Source organism: Sorangium sp. So ce128 (assembly GCF_051525245.1).
GTDB lineage: Bacteria > Myxococcota_A > Polyangia > Polyangiales > Polyangiaceae > Sorangium > Sorangium cellulosum_B.
Window position 1 is genome coordinate 11279807 of the sequence record NZ_CP150313.1, and the last position, 15533, is coordinate 11295339.

At 72.0% G+C, this 15533-nt stretch carries 15 protein-coding genes; 11 read left to right on the forward strand and 4 right to left on the reverse strand.

Going from position 1 to position 15533, the window contains the following annotated elements; translation table 11 throughout:
* The first annotated feature begins 110 nt into the window (after window positions 1-110).
* From WME82_RS42775 to WME82_RS42790, 4 genes are all read left to right on the forward strand, one after another.
* On the forward strand, window positions 111-1562 hold the full coding sequence (locus WME82_RS42775; protein ID WP_438040002.1) for a porin: 1452 nt from the start codon (window positions 111-113) through the stop codon (window positions 1560-1562).
* Window positions 1563-1718: 156 nt separating this feature from the next.
* Window positions 1719-3002 (forward strand): penicillin-binding transpeptidase domain-containing protein, encoded by a 1284-nt coding sequence (locus WME82_RS42780; protein ID WP_438040003.1) that lies wholly within the window; start codon window positions 1719-1721, stop codon window positions 3000-3002.
* A gap of 436 nt (window positions 3003-3438) precedes the next feature.
* Window positions 3439-3735 (forward strand): hypothetical protein, encoded by a 297-nt coding sequence (locus WME82_RS42785; RefSeq protein ID WP_437546551.1) that lies wholly within the window; start codon window positions 3439-3441, stop codon window positions 3733-3735.
* 325 nt (window positions 3736-4060) lie between these two features.
* Complete coding sequence (locus WME82_RS42790) at window positions 4061-4240, forward strand: hypothetical protein (protein WP_272102111.1); 180 nt, start codon at window positions 4061-4063, stop codon at window positions 4238-4240.
* A gap of 159 nt (window positions 4241-4399) precedes the next feature.
* On the opposite strand, the gene WME82_RS42795 is transcribed toward WME82_RS42790, so the two are convergent.
* The 4 genes from WME82_RS42795 to WME82_RS42810 all read right to left on the reverse strand — a co-directional run bounded on the left by WME82_RS42795 (window position 4400) and on the right by WME82_RS42810 (window position 10152).
* Window positions 4400-4921, reverse strand: a complete 522-nt coding sequence (locus WME82_RS42795) for a hypothetical protein (protein WP_438040004.1) — start codon at window positions 4919-4921, stop codon at window positions 4400-4402.
* Window positions 4922-4980: 59 nt separating this feature from the next.
* Window positions 4981-8031 carry a BamA/TamA family outer membrane protein gene (locus WME82_RS42800; protein WP_438040005.1) on the reverse strand — a complete coding sequence of 1017 codons (3051 nt, stop codon included), beginning with the start codon at window positions 8029-8031 and terminating at the stop codon, window positions 4981-4983.
* A 24-nt stretch (window positions 8032-8055) separates the two neighbouring features.
* The gene (locus WME82_RS42805) at window positions 8056-9180 is read right to left on the reverse strand and encodes a hypothetical protein (RefSeq protein ID WP_438040006.1); all 1125 of its coding nucleotides are present in this window, start codon (window positions 9178-9180) and stop codon (window positions 8056-8058) included.
* 123 nt (window positions 9181-9303) lie between these two features.
* A complete protein-coding gene (locus WME82_RS42810; protein ID WP_438040007.1) occupies window positions 9304-10152 on the reverse strand; it encodes a methionyl-tRNA formyltransferase in 849 nt (282 codons plus the stop codon).
* A 104-nt stretch (window positions 10153-10256) separates the two neighbouring features.
* On the opposite strand from WME82_RS42810, the gene WME82_RS42815 reads away from it, so the two are divergent.
* From WME82_RS42815 to WME82_RS42845, 7 genes are all read left to right on the forward strand, one after another.
* The gene (locus WME82_RS42815; RefSeq protein WP_012240581.1) at window positions 10257-11075 is read left to right on the forward strand and encodes a cell division ATP-binding protein FtsE; all 819 of its coding nucleotides are present in this window, start codon (window positions 10257-10259) and stop codon (window positions 11073-11075) included.
* Window positions 11076-11116: 41 nt separating this feature from the next.
* On the forward strand, window positions 11117-12010 hold the full coding sequence (locus tag WME82_RS42820) for a cell division protein FtsX (RefSeq protein ID WP_437854212.1): 894 nt from the start codon (window positions 11117-11119) through the stop codon (window positions 12008-12010).
* A complete protein-coding gene (locus WME82_RS42825; protein ID WP_438040008.1) occupies window positions 12007-13017 on the forward strand; it encodes a murein hydrolase activator EnvC family protein in 1011 nt (336 codons plus the stop codon). Before WME82_RS42820 ends, WME82_RS42825 begins: the two co-directional genes overlap by 4 nt.
* A gap of 67 nt (window positions 13018-13084) precedes the next feature.
* Window positions 13085-13858: a ribonuclease PH gene (rph, locus tag WME82_RS42830; RefSeq protein WP_437527822.1), complete on the forward strand. Its 774-nt coding sequence runs from the start codon at window positions 13085-13087 to the stop codon at window positions 13856-13858.
* Window positions 13855-14478: an RdgB/HAM1 family non-canonical purine NTP pyrophosphatase gene (rdgB, locus tag WME82_RS42835; protein WP_438040009.1), complete on the forward strand. Its 624-nt coding sequence runs from the start codon at window positions 13855-13857 to the stop codon at window positions 14476-14478. The genes rph and rdgB overlap by 4 nt, the downstream gene beginning before the upstream one ends.
* Window positions 14479-14603: 125 nt before the next feature.
* A complete protein-coding gene (locus WME82_RS42840) occupies window positions 14604-14972 on the forward strand; it encodes an AtpZ/AtpI family protein (protein WP_438040010.1) in 369 nt (122 codons plus the stop codon).
* Window positions 14962-15426, forward strand: a complete 465-nt coding sequence (locus tag WME82_RS42845; protein ID WP_437742286.1) for an ATP synthase subunit I — start codon at window positions 14962-14964, stop codon at window positions 15424-15426. The genes WME82_RS42840 and WME82_RS42845 overlap by 11 nt, the downstream gene beginning before the upstream one ends.
* Window positions 15427-15533 lie beyond the last annotated feature (107 nt).

The window sequence follows — 15533 nt, forward strand, 5'->3', positions numbered from 1 at the left end:
CGCCGCCCGCAGAGCAGCTGCCGCCGCCCCCGCCCCCTGGAGCGGCACCGACCGCCGCGCCGCCTCCTCCGCCTGCGCAGGTGTTCGCGCCGACCGCCGGTGCCGCCATCGTGAAAGAAGAGCGGCAGCCGCTCGCCGGCTGGCACGGCGGCTTCTTCCTCCGGGACGCGAACGACACCTTCCGGCTCTACCCGAAGGGGAGGCTGAACTTCGACTTCGCCAGCAGCTTCGGCCCCGGCGTGTCGGACGTGTCGGCGGCGGGCGGTGGGAGCGCGCTCAAGCCGCGCCTCTTCATCCGCCGCGCGCGGCTCGAGGTGGCCGGCGAGTTCCTGAAGAGGTTTTCCTTCGATGTCGACGTCGACTTCGGCGGCCAGGGGCTCGCGAACGCCAACGGCCGGACCGAGAACGCCGCCGCTGCGGCCGGGCAAACGCCGACGGCCGAGAGCGCGCGCTTCGCGCCCGTCGAGAGCACCACCGCGAACGCCGTGCTCGCCGACGCCTGGATCAACTACTCGGTCATGCCCGCGCTCAACTTCCTGTTCGGGCAACACCAGGCGTTCTTCTCGATGGATAACCAGACGAGCGACAACAGCACGACGTTCATGGAGCGCAACATCGCGACCCGGAGCTTCGCCTACCCCGAGGGCAAGGACATCGGCCTGACGATCTGGGGCGACGTGGCCGACAGGATGGTCGTCTACGGCGTCAGCATGGTCGGCGGCGACGGGCAGAACCGGCCGGGCGTCGACAGCCAGTTCGATTTCATCGGCCGCGTGGTCGCGCGCCCGTTCGCCGGCGACAAGAAGGGGTTGCTCGCGAAGGCGCAGATCGGCGTCAGCGCGCGCTACGGCGACCGCGACCAGGAGTACGTGGGCTACGACTATGCGCCCATCAGGACGGCGCAGGGCTACACGCTCTGGGGCGCCGGCTACACGGACTCGCTGAAGCGCCCGATCCACGTCATCCCGTCGGCCTCGCAGGCCGCGATCGGCGGCGAGCTCCGGCTGCCCATCAAGATGGTCGAGCTCCGGGCCGAGGCGTACTACGTCGCGAACGAGACGCGCGAGGCGGTGGAGGGCTTTCAGCTCACCAACACCGAACGGCTCGGGCAGGTGAAGGGGCTCGGCTGGTACGTGCAGCTCTCGGCGTGGCCGGTCGGCGACGCCTTCGTCAGCGGCGATCCAGGGTTCAGCCCGCGCCCCACGAAGGTCGATCTGTCGAAGGAGCTCGAGAAGCCGAAGTCGGGGCTCGAGGTGGCGGCGCTCCTCGCGGGGATCAACGCGACGTACGACGGCGCGTCCCGCGGGGGTGCGTACGACGAGAAGACGCCGGGCGCCGAGGGGGGGCCGGGCACCGACCTCAACGTCATGCAGATCGGCCTCGCCGCGAACTACTGGTACACGAAAAACATACGGCTCGGCGTGAATTACAGCGCCTACCTGACGCCCGGCAGCGGCTCCAGCGAGAACCTCCTCCGGGTGCCCGGCAATACGGTGACGCCAGCCGATCCGGACGCGCATGCGCTGCACGAGCTCGGCGCCAGGCTCAGCATGTCGTTCTGACGCGCCCTCGCCCCGCCGCGGCCGGCGTCCCGGCCGCGCCCCTCATCCTTTTGTCCTCCAACGATCCGCGGCGCGCCGGCAGCGCGGGAGCCCCGCCGGCGAGGTCGCGCGCCTCAATTTTGGCCCAGGACAGCGCGGCGGGGTACCCGTCGGGCCATGCGCGACATGCGTCAGTGGATCGCCGTCGGTGCAGCCGTGGGGCTCGTGGCCGTGACCCTCCCCATGCTGCGCGAGCACGACGTCCAGCTCGGGGGGCTGCTCGCCAAGAAGACGACCGCCGGGGGCCCGACGATCACGCGGACCGTGACGCCGCCGCCGCTCACGGACCTCGATCTGACGCGCATCGACGACCGGAGGACCCCGCCCACGGCGCCGGCGCACGGCGACCGCGTCGCGGAGCTGACCGTCGACCCGATGTACCAGCGGGCGGCGCTCGGCTTCCTGCGGGCAGGCCAGGTCCCGGAGGGCGCGGTCGTCATGACCGATATCCGCACCGGGAAGGTGCTGGTCTGGGCGAGCTACGTGAACGAGGGGGCGATGCACGACGTCGCTGCAGAGGCCACCGCGCCGTCGGCGAGCGTCTTCAAGGTCGTGACCGGAACCGCCCTCGTCGAGGCGGGCCTGAGCCCGAACACCAAGCAGTGTTATTCGGGCGGCGAGCACTCGATCCGGCCGGCGGACATGGTCGACAACAAGCGCCGCGACAAGTACTGCGCGACGCTCGCGCAGGCGATGGGCCGGAGCATCAACACGGTGTTCGCGCGGCTCGCCGCGAAGAACCTCGACCGCGAGAAGCTCGGCGCCGTGGCCGAGAAGCTCGGCTGGGGTCAGGACACGCCGTTCGACGTGAAGGTCGCGACGAGCACGATCGCGCTCCCGGAAGACGATCTCGGCTTCGCGCGGACCGCGGCGGGCTTCTGGAACACGACGCTGTCGCCGTTCCAGGGGGCGAACCTGGCGACCACGCTCGCCAATGGCGGCGAGATGATCCGGCTCCACGTCGTGTCGAGCGTCAAGGACGAGATCGGCGACATCTACCAGGGCCCGAGCGAGCGCCAGGTGCTCAAGCGGGTGATGGACGAGAGCACGGCCAACGCGGTGACCGCGATGATGGAGGCGACGGTGGATAACGGCACGAGCTACCGTTCGTTCCATGATCGCAACGGCCGCCCCTACCTCCCGGATATCCGCGTCGCGGGCAAGACGGGGACGCTCACGAAGCCGACGCCCGAGGGGCCCTTCTACACCTGGTTCGTCGGGTTCGCGCCGAGCCGCAAGCCCGAGGTCGCCATCTCCGTGATGGTCGCCAACGGCGCGAAATGGCGGGTGAAGGCGACGAACGTCGCATGCGACATGCTCCGCACCTACTTCGCCGACAAGGGCGCGCCCGGCGTGAGCGATCCGAACAACCGGACAGGCGCGACAGCGCTACGCCGCTGACGCGGGGCTGACGAGCCGCCGAGCCGCAGCGCGCCAGGCCGATCGCGGCGCCGCGCTGCGCAGATGCACCTGAACGCGGCACCGTGCCCCCGGCGAGGTTCCCTCGGCCGACGACGCCAGCGCATTGTCGGCCCGTCAGGGAGACCACCGCGCAACCTTCACGAGGCCTCCGTAAGGCCGAAATCGTTCGTCGTGATTTCCGCCCTCACCAGGATCCGGCGATGACGGTGCGTCACGGATCGGTGTGCCTGCCTGGTGGCCGACAGGTGTGCAGGCTCATCGTACACGCCGCGGCGGCGATCGATTCATGGAAACTTTCCGCCCGGGGGGCGACCCCTCCCGCCGGCTCGCCGTCCGCGGCGCGAAGGTCCGGACCGCTCCGATGCAGCCGGACACCCTGGGCCAGGGTGGGACCTAGTTGCGAGAGGTGCTGCTTGTGCAGCTTGTGCTCGGCCGAGATCCGCGTGCTAGCATCTCTGTTGTGCAGGTTGTGCTCCGCAAGCTCGGCCGGGGATCACGCGCAGTCGTTGGCCGGCTCGTCCGTGCACCACGGAAAGGCTCGGTCATCGTCATCGAGTTCTCCGACGGAATGCATGAATACGTCACGACGCCGGTCAAGCGCGTGTTGCGCCTCGCCGGGCGCGAAGTCTTCTACATAGAGACCGTGAACTCCCGGTACCGCCTCGAGGTGCGCGGCCGCGAAGTCGCGCTGGACGGCGCGGTCGGCGGCTGAGCCCTGCCAGGTGCGACCCAGGCGGTGCGGATTCTTCGGATCCTTCAGAACGAGCGCGCGCCTCTGATGTGACCACGCGCCTCTGACGTGACCGCGCGGGGAGGCGGAGGTCAACGCCTCACGGCGGCGCGATGCACTGCACACTCGTCTAGCACGAGAACTGCATCTCCGCGCGCATTGCCCCTTGCGCTTCCATTCGCTCTTGGGCAGAGTCCCGCTCCCTTTGAGGGGCCCCGCGGTAGGCCATCCACCGGTGCAGGATGGGGCTCGCCTGGCGAGCTGTCGTCATGATGCCGCGCCCCCGACCGTGAGGAGATTGAAGCAGATGGGCAAGCGCGATCGCCGCCAGTCGATGAAGATGAGGCGCCGCAAGGCGCAGGCTGCCAAGAAGGAGCGCGCCAAGCGCAGCAAGCTGGCGAAGGCCCCGACGGAGGTCGCTGGCAAGGCCAAGAAGCCCCGCGCTCCCAAGAGCGCCGCTCCTGCGAGCCCTTCGCCGGCTGCTTGATGGGGCGCGAGGCGCGGTCGATCGGCCGCGCACCACGCGCCACCCGTCGCATCGCCGCGCTGTTGCGATCCCGTCGCTCACCCAGGCCTCGCACGCCGGCGTTGTGCTCGGCCCGGCGCGCCCCCCGGCGCGCGGCCGCACACCTCGCAGCGGCGGCGCTCACTCGTCGCGAATCACTCGCGTGTGGAGGCTCAGGCCGGGCTGCCGACCCATGCCGGTCGCGCTCGCCGAATCGCCAGCCCCATTCTGCGTGGGCTGGGGCTCCTTGGGCGGGGGCTCGCCGAGGAGCCCACTGTCGCCCTCCCTTCGCTCCTCGCCGATAAGCTCCCAATGGCCCCGTTCGTCGCGCCAGCGCTGCGCCACCCGGGTGCTGCGGACCGTGGCCTCGTCGTTCCGCAGCCAGAGGACGTCGAGGTAGACCTCGGCTTCCTCGCGCTGGGTCATCTCGAAGCCGCCGAACTCCACGTCGACGACCCGGAGGCGGGTGCCCCACCCGGCGTGACGATTCATGAAATCCTGGCGCGCGTTCGAGCCGACGCGCTCGAGCGCGACATCCATGCGGCCGAACCGGGCAGCCGTGTTCATCTCGAGCGCCGCTTCGGTGAGGCGCTGCGACGTGCTCGGGGCGATGCCGCAGCTGGCGAGGGGCAAGAGGCTCAGGGCGAGGAGGATGCGGCGCATGCCGAGCACCCTGGGCGAAGGGGTCGGCGCGGGCAAAATTTCCAGCAGGCGCGCGGCGCTCAGAACGAGTTCGTCGCGACGAAGTAGAACTGACCGCCGGGGATCGCGAGATCGCTCAGGCCATAGGCGTACCCGAAGCGCAGCTGCGAGGAGAGGACGTACCCGATGCTCAAGCTCAGCCACAGCTCGCCGCCGACCGAGGCGTGCAGCTGGGGCGAGTAGAGCAGGCTCTTCTGCGTGAAGAGGGCGAGGTCGTCCATCTCGAAGCGGTTGAATGCGCCGCCGTGGTCGAGGAAGAGGCTCGCGTCGATGCGGCGCAGGTAGATCGGCAGCGTCACGAGGCCGCGGTCAGGTTGCAGGACGGGCACGCGGTACTCGAACGTCTGCGAGAAATACGAGCGGCCGAACATCGCGCCCGGCGCGTAGCCACGGAGCGTGAACGCGCTATTCGTGACCCCGGTGAGCAATGTGTCGACGAGGGTGAGGTTCTCGAGATCGTACCCGCCCACGCCATAGCTGGCGCCCCGGGGGAAGTTGCCGCCAGACACCGCCCCGGCGACGCGAAACGCGAGGGTGTGATCGCCTGACCAGGGCATGGCGACGTAGGCGGTGAGGCCCGTCGAGAACGCGTAGGTCGTATAGCTGCTGCCCGTCTCCGGGCCGGCGTAATCGAGCCCAGCGCTCAGCGACACCCCGCGCGGCGCGCCGGCGGCGTCGAGCGAGCCCTCGGCGTTCGAGAATGCGTAGCCGAGGTGCGCGAGGTTCAGCGTGCCCCGCGGCGGGAGGATGGTCCGGGGCGCGTACGGGTCGAGCTTGTCGCCGATGGGGAGCTGCCCCTTGAACGCGGCGCTGCCGAACGACGCGCTCAGGGTATGCCGCGAGAACTCGCCGCGGATCGGATAGCTGATGCCCGCGGAGATCCCGATCGTTCGCTCGTCGTAGACGACGTTTCGGCCGTTGAGGCGGTAGCCGCCGCGCGGCGAGATGTTGTGGTACGCGCGGACGCCGAGGTCGACAGGCAGCCGGCCGTAGTTGTACCCGAGCAGGACGTTCGGGGCCGGCGCGTCCGGCTGCACGGTGAGCTCGCCGAAGATCGTGTGGCGACCGACGATGTCGGTGCCGGTCACGCTCACCGTGAGCGCGTTCGAGCCATAGCTCCCGGGCGCGTAGTCGAGCGTGATCGCGCGCGGCGCGAGCGTGGGAAGCGGGTTGTAAGGGACGCGCTCGAGCCGCACCGCCGAAGGCTCGGTGGCGGGGTCGGGGCGATCGCCCGGGGACGGCGGCGCCGGGAGGAAGCGCGCCGGATCGAGCGGCATGGCGAAGAGGTCGTGGCCCCGAGAGGTATATCCAACATAGACAAGCGTCTTGCCATCGGGGCTGATCGCCGGGTGCAAGGCGCCGAGTCTCACGTTCGTGACCTGGCGCAACGCGCCGGACGAGACGTCGTGGGCGTAGACGTTGTGGATGCCGGTGCGATCGGAGGTGAAATAGAGCGTCTCGCCGTCGGGCGACCAGACGGGGTTCATGTCGGTCGCGCGATCGCGGGTCACCTGTCGGAAGCTGCCGGTGGCGACGTCCACCACGCGGATGTCGCGATAGCCGCCCGCGGTCCAGACGCTGTACGCGAGGCGCTTGCCGTCGGGCGAGAACGACGGGGAGTAGGCCTGCTCGAAGCGGGCGCTCGGGACGAGATCGCGCCGCTCGGACAGGGCGCCATCCCTGGAGAGCCGCGCGATCTCCAGGTAGCGGGTGCCCTTGCTGTTGAGGGAGAAGGCGACGAGATCTCCGGTCGGGCTGACGTCCGGGGCCGAGGATCGGAGGCCGTGCGTCAACCGGCGCCGCCAGGGCTCGTCCCCGTCGGGCGCCGCCTCGCCGCGCGGGAGCAAGACCAGATCGTTTCGGTAGTAGTGGTTGCGCCACGGCAGGAGCGCCGTGAAGATCAGGTCACCTGCCGGCGTGAACGCCGGCCGCGAGGGCGCGTTGGTGCGCGCGACCAGCGCTTCGTGGCGCTCGCTCCCGGGCGCGGGCGCGGCGAGGGAGACGCGGTAGATACCGGGGCGCTCCCCGCCGTCGTCGCGGAAGTAGACGATCTCGTCTGCAGCGGTCCGGCGCGCGGCGGGCGGGACGAACCGCGGGTAGAGCACGGTGCGCCCGTGGTAGGTGAGCCGCGCGCCCTCGCGGAGCCCGCGCGCCTCGACGGCCGCCATCTGCTCTCTGTAGAGCCGGCGGAGGTGGTCCTTCCAGCCCTCGTACAGCTCGACGTAGGTCCTGCCGGTCACGCGGCGGATGGCGCGGTTGATCCCCCACGGGAGGAGCGACGCCCCGTAGTCGGCGGAGACGGCGCGCATCGTGTTGGGCCCGTAGACGTCGATGATCCAGCCCAGGAACCTCGATCCGTAGAGATACCAGAGGTTCCCTTGAGGCCAGCGGAACGCGGAGCTCGAGATCTGATCGAGCCCCGCGATGTTGTCCTCGAGCACGTCGGCGCGCAGGTACATGTCGAACATGCTCGAGCGCATCCGGCCACCACTCGAGTGGTGGCTCTCGCTCACCACGGCGAGCCCCTCGATGATCCACCGCGGCTGAACCTGGTTCGGCGAGAACGTCTTGCCCACGATCGCGTTCAGGATCGCCGGGATCCCCGAGGTGTTATCGATGTGCGCGATGTGCGTGAACTCGTGCGTGAGGAGATCGAGGTACCAGTCGTCGTAGTCGCCGAGCGTCGACAGGTCGTCCGGACCGGATGCGAGGAGGTGGATCGAGTTGAAGGGGAGCGTGCCGGCCGACCCGTTCGCTATCTCGGAGTCGTCGGTGATCAGGATCTCCGTGCGGCCCTTCGGGGCGTAGCCGAGCGCATCCTCGACGCGCCCGTAGATCGTCTCGGCGAGCGAGGCGATGCGCGCGGCGATGGGCTCGAGGCCCTGCGGATGGTGCACGCGGAAGTGGGCGGTCTCGAACGTCCAGAAGGCGAGATCGGGATCGCCCGTCGCCCGGGCCGGCCGCGGCGCGAGGAGCAGCAGCGCCGTGAGGGCGACGGCGGAGAGGACGGACGCTGCGCGGTGGAGCGGCCGGCTCGCTCGCGAGCCGGCGCGCGCGGGAGAAGAGTTCACCACGATCGAGGCGGCGTGGCGACCTCAGAGGTCGTCGTAGAAGAGCGGCTCCCTGTTGCGCGTGAACCGGGACACGAGCTGCCGGCCCTCCGCCGAGATCTGCGTGATCCGGGCGCCGAAGCCTGGCTCGGCCGAGTCCCTCGAGCCGCCTGCCTCGCGCGTCCACCGGACCGCGGCCTGCGCGGTGAACTCGTAGTTGCCAGGCAGGCGGACACGCAGGGTCACGACGGAGCCCGTCGGCGGGATCTTGTAGGTCGCGACGAAGATGCCCCCGTGCTCGATGACGTCGTTGCCTGCCAGTCCCTTGTAAAAATTCGACGGTGTCAGAGCGCCGAGCTCGACATCGACGACCGCCGCGTGCATGCGGTGGTCGACGGGCTGCGGCACGGCCTGGGGCGGCGGCGCGCCGCGTGGGTCCGCAACCGGGTGCGACGCGGCGGGGTAAGCGGGCGAGGCGGGCGCCGGCGCACGCCCCGGCTGCTGCGGCGAAGGGAGCGTGTGCTGGAGAGGCGCAGACACGGCCACCGCGGGCACAGGCGCGAACGGCGCGGGCGCAGCCACCGCTACAGGTGCAGGCGCGAACGGCGCTGGCGCGGGCACCGCTGCAGGTGCAGGCACGAGCGGCGCTGGCGCGGCCACCGCTACGGGCGCACGCGCTACCGGCGCTGGCGCGGCCACCGCTACGGGCGCTGGCGCTACCGGCGCTGGCGCGGCCACCGCTACGGGCGCTGGCGCTACCGGCGCTGGCGCGGCCACCGCTACGGGCGCTGGCGCTACCGGCGCTGGCGCGGCCACCGCTACGGGCGCACGCGCCTGCGCGGAGGCGCCAGCGACCTGCGCCCTGCTCAGCGCGTTGACCTTGCTCAGCGAGGAGGCGACGTGCTCCATCAGCACGTCCACCACCGGATCGGCCGCGGTGATCCTCTGCAGACGGTTCAGGACGTCACGCACATGGCCGAGCGCGATCTCGCTGCCATCGAGGGCCTGACCCCCGGAGCGCTCGATGCGATGCATGATGCCCATCGCCTGCGCTATCGGCTCGGCGAGCGCCTCGATCTCAGGCGACACCCCCCCGTTCGACTGGAGCGCATTGAGCGCCGCGGCGAGCAGTTCGCGGGCGCTTTTCGCAAGCTGCGCGGGTTCCGACATGAATCCTCCGAAGGGCGCATCCTACGCGGTCGCGCGCCCATAGGTTCAGGATTCGATGGCCGCGAGCCGGCCAGGCGGCCCCGCCGGCGACGCGGCCGGCCGCCAAGCGCCCCCTGCCGGCGGTCACCCGCGCGACGCCCCCGACGCCACGAGGGCCGCGAGCTCACCCACCGACGCCGGCTCTCCGTCGATCTCCCCCTCCAGCAGCGCGACGGCGGTGTCGCCGGTCCGCACCAGGACCATCCCGCCCTCGACCACCGCCTCGCCGGGCGCAAGCGCTTCGGGGAAGCTCGCCGCCGGCGCGGCCCGCAGGACGATGACGCAGGCGCCCTCGATCTCGGTCCACGCGCCCGGAGCCGGCGCGAGGGCGCGGACGTGCCGGAGGACGCGCTCCGTCGGCCAGGACCAGCAGATGGCGCACGCCTCGTCGTCCGGCGCAGGTGCCTGCGTCGCGAGCGCCGGATCCTGGGCGACACCCGCCACCTCCTCGCCGCGCGCGAACCGGTCGACCGTGCGCCGCAGGACCCGGAGGCTCGGCCGGTCCAGCGCCCGGGCGAGCTGCCACGCGGTCCACCCCGGATCGATGGGGAGCCTCTCCTGTTCCAGGATGTCGCCGGTGTCGTACTCCGCCTCGATCCGGTGCGCCGTGACGCCGCTCTCGGCGTCCCCCGAGGCGATCGCCCAGTACGTGGGGTCCGGCCCGCGATGACGAGGGAGCAGCGAGGGGTGCACGCCGATCCCGCCGAACCGCGCCGCCCTCACGAGCGACACCGGCAGGCGCGTGGTCCAGAACCAGCTCACCAGGAGATCGGGCGCGAGCGCCTCGATGCGCGACGCGAGCTCCGGGCGCTCGACGTCGGGACGCAGCAGGAGGCGCGAGCCGAAGAGCCGGCGGGCCCGGCGGAGCCCCACCGCGTCGGCGCGGCTGATCGCGGCGAGGGCGATGTCGTGACCGTCGCCGTGGAGCAGCAACGCCGCCAGCGGGAGGCCGAAAAAGGCGACCCGCAGAGGGCGCTCGCCCGAGCGTCGGCCGAAAAGTTTTCCGTGTGCGAGCAGGCTGATAGGTGAAGGCTCCGATGGCGGCGCCCCCTCTGCAAGGCTCATTTCGTCCGGCGCTCCGGCCCGGACACCGCTACGACGCGTCCGCCGCGCGCCGGCCGATCCTCGTCTTCGAGGACGTCTACAAGTCGTACCGCGCCGATCAGCCGGTGCTGCGCGGGATGTCGCTCTCGATCGAGCGCGGCGAGTTCGTGTTCATCACGGGCCCGAGCGGCTCGGGCAAGAGCACGCTCCTCCGGCTCGTGCACCGCACCGAGCGCGTCGACGATGGCCGGATCCTCTTCCTCGGCCGGGACATCGCGCGCCTGACCGACGCGTCGATCCCCGCGCTCCGGCGCAACATCGGCTTCGTCTTCCAGGATTTCAAGCTGGTCCCGAGCTGGACCGTGTTCGACAACGTGGCCATCACGCTGGAGGTGCTCGGCCTCCCGTCGCGCCTGCTCCGGACCCGGGTCGGCGAGGCGCTCGAGCGCGTCGGCCTGGCGGGGCGCGGCGGCGACCGGGCGCAGGTGCTGAGCGGCGGCGAGCAGCAGCGCGTCTCGATCGCGCGGGCGATCGTCGGGGAGCCGACGCTGATCCTCGCGGACGAGCCGACCGGCAACCTCGACCCGCAGCTCGCGATCGATCTGCTCGGCCTGTTCGAGGACATCCACGAGACCGGCACGACCGTCCTGTTCGCGACGCACGATCGGACGCTGCTCGACGTGCGCCCCCGGCGCGTGGTCGTGCTCGACGACGGGAAGGCGACCGACGTACCGCACGGCCTCGGGTCCGGCGGCGAGCTCGCGGACGGCGACGAGGACGAGATGGATAGCGGCGTGCGCGGCGCGGCGTAGCGCCGAGGGCTCCGCCTCACGAGACGGATAGAGGGAACCGGATGCAGACCAGCGAGCGTGACGATCGGCGGAGATGGCTTCGCACCTGGCGGGCAGGGAGGAGCGATTGGCGGCTGCAGGCGCTGTCGATCTTCTCGCTCGCGGTCGCGTTCGTCTGCCTCGCGTCGGCCCTCCTCGTGGTCACGAACCTCGTGGCGGTGCGCGATCGCTGGTCGCGCGCCGGCCGCGCCACGGTCTACCTGCGCGACAGCGCGACCGAGGCGCAGACCGCAGAGCTCACCCGCGCGCTCGAGGGCACCGAGGGCGTCAAGAAGGTGCGGCTCGTGACGAGCGCCGAGGCGCGCCGCGAGGTGGTGCACGACGACGGCGACAAGGCCCTCGCCGCGCTTCCGCCGAGCGCGTTCCCCGCGTCGCTCGAGGTCGGCTTCACCGAGGAGGTCTCCGACGAGGCGCTCGCCTCGATGACGGTGAAGCTGCGCGCCCTGCCGGCCGTGGACACGGTGGAGACGTACCAGCGCTGGACGGAGCGGCTGTCGTCCCTCCTCAGCGGCGGCGTCGCCGCGAGCGCGTGCCTCGCCGCGATCGTCCTCTGCGCCGTCGTGAGCGTCATCGGCTCGACGATGCGCCTGCTCTTGCATCGCCGGAAGATCGAGGTCGAGGTGCTGAAGCTGGTCGGCGCGACCGACGGCTTCGTGCGCCGGCCGTTCATCGTCGAGGGCGCCACGCAGGGCGCCGCCGGCGCGGCCGGCGCGTTGCTCGTGCTGGGCGCCCTGTTCATGATGGTGCGCGGCCGCTTCGATCACGAGCTCGCCAACCTGCTCGGCGTCTCGCCGTCGTTCCTGCCGTGGGAGGTCGCGTTCGGGATGGTCACCCTCGGGGCCGCGCTCGGCGCCACGACCGCGCTGCTCACGCTGCGCAAGATGGTGGCCGTGTGAGGCGCCGCATCCGGCTCGCGCCGCTCGCGCTGGCGCTCCTCACCGGCGCCGCGACGAGCGGCGCCGAGGTGCCGGCGCCGGGCGCCCCGGCGCCCACGTCCGCCTGGGCGGCCAGGGCCCCGGCGGCGCGCCCGGGCTCCGCGCTGGCCGAGAACGATCTCGATCGCCTGCTCGCGAAGCTCGACGCCGAGGAGAAGGCGCTGCGCGCGGAGCTCGACACGATCGGCCCCGCGCTGGAGCTCACCCGCCGCCGGATGATCGCGCGCGGGCGCGCGTACTACCGCCACGTCCGCGCCGGCTTCCTCCCGGTGGGCGGCGGGTTCGACGCGCTGGTGGACCACGCCGCCCGCGTGGAGCGCACCCGGCTCGCCCTCGAGCGCGACCTCGCCCGCGAGGCGGAGCTGACCCGGCGCAGCGCCGAGCTCGCGGACCGGCTCACGCACCTCGGAGCGGAGCGCGCGCCCCTCGAGGTGCACCGCGAGGCGATGAACCGCGCCCGGGTCGCGCTGGCCCAGGAGGAGGAGCGCCGCGCCGCGTTCTCGCGCGCGTTCGAGACGAGCGTGCGCCCCGACTACCTCGCGATCTACGGCGCGGACACCGGGCCCGCCGAGCTCGATCGCCGCGCCGGCTTCCGCTCGCTCATGGGGCGGCTCCCCTTCCCGATCGCCGGCCGCGCGGAGGTGCGCAAGGTGTCGCGCCGCGGCGCCGGCGGCCCTGGCGTCGAGCTCACCGCGCTGGACGGCGCGCCGGTCCGCAGCGTGGCCGCGGGGCGGGTGGCCTTCGCCGACACCTACGCGGACTACGGGCTCACCGTGATCGTCGATCACGGCGAGCGGCTCTACTCGGTGTACGCGAACCTCGGCGCCGCGGACGTGCGCGCCGGCGATCAGCTCCCGGGCGGGGCGCGGGTGGGCACGGTCGCGAGCGGACCGAATGGCGCGAACCTCTACTTCGAGCTGAGGCGCGGCGCCGAGGTGATCGACCCGGGTCCCTGGTTCGGGATGTAGCGGCGCGAGGCCGCGCGCCGCCGCGAGGCGAGCCCGCGCGACGCGCGAAGTGTGCTAAGGCGGCCCCGTGAATCGCCCTGACGGCCGCGCCCTCGATGTCCACCGCCCCGTGGAGATGATCCTCGGGTTCCACCGCAACGCAGAGGGATCCGTCCTCTACCGCGCCGGGAGGACGGTCGTGCTCTGCACGGCGTCGGTCGAGCCCACCGTGCCCGCCTGGATGATGGGCAAGGGCGCGGGCTGGCTCACGGCCGAGTACCAGATGCACCCGCGATCGAGCCCAGCCCGCAGGGAGCCGCGCGACGGGCGGGGCAAGGCCCCGAGCGGGCGCACGCAGGAGATCCAGCGGCTCATCGGCCGCGCGCTCCGGGCGGCGATCGATCTCAAGCAGCTCGGCGAGCAGACGATCGCGATCGACTGCGACGTCCTCGAGGCGGACGGGGGCACGAGGACCGCGTCGATCACCGCCGGCTTCGTGGCGCTCGCGCTGGCGCTCGACCGGATGCGCGCGGCCGGATCGCTCGAGGCGCCGGTGCTCCGCGATCAGGTGGCGGCGATCAGCGTGGGCCACCTCCCGGGCGGGCTCGCGCTCGACCTCGTCTACACCGAGGACAGCTCGGCGCGCGTCGACATGAACGTCGTGGCGACGGCGGTCGGCTCGATCGTCGAGGTCCAGGCGACGGCCGAGGACGAGGCCATCCCCCGGGCGGAGCTCGATCGCATGACCGACCTCGCGCTCGCGGGCGTGGCGTCGCTCGCGAGCGCGCAGCACCGGGCGCTGTCGAGCGCCGGCGTCGACCTCTCCGCGCTCTTCCAGACGGATCGCTGGAGGGTCGCGTGAGCCGAGAGCCGCTGCGCCTGCTCGCCGCGACCTCGAACCGAGGAAAGCTCGTGGAGCTGCGCTCGTTGCTCTCCGACCTCCCGATCGAGGTGCTCTCGCTGGCGGACGTGCTGCCGGGCGCGCCGCCGGTGGTCGAGGACGGCGCGACGTTCCTGGACAACGCGCTCCTCAAGGTGCGCGCCGGGGCGCTCCGGTCGGCGATGGTGACGCTCGCCGAGGACTCGGGGCTCGAGGTGGACGCGCTCGGCGGACGACCGGGCGTCCGGTCCGCCCGCTTCGCGAGGGAGGGCGCGACCGACGCGGAGAACAACGAGGCCCTGCTCGCGGCGCTCGCGGACGTCGCGGACGACCGGCGCCGAGCGCGCTTCCGCTGCGTGATGGTGCTGCTCGATCCGCGGTCCGAGGCGCAGCCCATCGTGACCGAAGGGCGCTGCGAGGGGTGGATCGGCAGGCAGCCCAGGGGCGCGGGCGGCTTCGGATATGATCCGCTGTTCGTCGTGGAGGACTACGGACGGACGATGGCCGAGCTCGGCGAGGCCGAGAAGAACCTCGTGAGCCACCGCGGCAAGGCCGCGCGGGAGATGCGTTCCTCGCTCGAGGCGCTGGTCGCGCGACGGTAGGACGACAGGCGGTGCGCGGTGGGTGCCGATCGAGCGGCGACGCCGGACGGCGGTTGACCCCGTCCGGGACCGCTTGTAATCGCGACCGGAGGCACCCACGTACTGCCCGGTGATCGGATCCCCTGATGAAGCAGGACTGGAAGGCCGTCGGAAGCTACGGGACCGTCGGTCTCGAGGTGGTGCTGTGCATCCTGGTCGGCCTGTTCATCGGCCGCTGGCTCGACGGGAAGCTCGGGACCGATCCGTACCTCTCGGTGCTCTGGTTCTTCTTCGGGCTCGGCGCCGCCGGCAAGGCGGTCTTCCGGGCGTGGAAGGAAATGCAGGCCGTGGCCGAGCGCGAGGAGCGCGAGCAGGGGAACCCTGCGCCGAGGTTCGACGACCGGAAGGCGCGGCAGGACGAGCGCGCGCCGGGCGACGACCGCCGGACAGACTCGAGCGACGAGGTCCGCGATCCCGACGGGCTGCAGGACGCGAAGGGGAACGATGAGCGCTGAGCGAAGGCCGGGGGCGCCCGGCAGCGATCCGCCGCACGAGGAGCCCGACGCGGAGGAGAGGCCCGGCGTCGGGGACGCCACCATGCGGTCTGTGCTCCGCTGGGTCGCCGGCACGGCCGCGGTCCTGTCCGTGGCCGCGCTGCTCGCGTACGGCGCGCGCGCGGCGCTCGGCGTGTGCATCGGAGGCGCCATCGCGACGGTGAACCTGTACGTCTTCGCGCGCATCGTCGACGCGTTCCTCTCGCGCCGGGGCCACACGGTGTCGTGGACGCTGATCGCGATGATCAAGCTGCTCGGCCTGATGGGCGGCGTGTGGCTCCTCCTGAAGAGCGACGTGGTCTCGGGCGTCGCCTTGATGGTCGGCTACGCCTCGCTCGTCGTCGGCATCACCCTGGGGACGCTGTTCGGACCGAAGCCCCCGGCGGACGGAAGCCCGCCGGGCGCTCACGGCTGAGCTCCTGCCGGAACCGGCCTCCGGGAGCGACCCGCGCGGCGTGAGGAGACTTGGAGCGCTGCAGGGTGCCCACCGTAAACGAGTTGTGGTAGAGGCGAGGCCCCTCG